The 233-nt window shown below is 60.9% G+C and carries 1 protein-coding gene; it reads right to left on the reverse strand.

Translation table 11 applies throughout. From position 1 onward, the window contains the following. Positions 1-125: sulfurtransferase TusA family protein (locus tag SB719_RS22765; protein WP_412160125.1), on the reverse strand; the 125-nt coding region annotated here is incomplete at its 3' end. Positions 126-233 lie beyond the last annotated feature (108 nt).

Below are 233 nucleotides of genomic sequence, written 5' to 3' on the forward strand. Positions count from 1 at the left end.
GTGGCGATGACCTTGAGCAGGCCGCCGGCGGCCAGGTTACGTACGTGCTGGTGCAGCATCATCACGGGTTCCGGGCAGTTCAGGCCGGTGGCATCGAGGATGGCGTCGGGGGTGAAATCGGTCATGGGGGGCTCCGAAAATGATCGCTATTGTCGCGCATAGCGCGACGCGGTCCAAGCACGGCTTTCAAACCCAGCGCTCTTGATCTTGATCTTGATCTTCGCGACTTCAGG

The sequence above is a fragment of the Pantoea sp. SIMBA_079 genome, from assembly GCF_046940275.1.
GTDB classification, from domain to species: domain Bacteria; phylum Pseudomonadota; class Gammaproteobacteria; order Enterobacterales; family Enterobacteriaceae; genus Pantoea; species Pantoea borealis.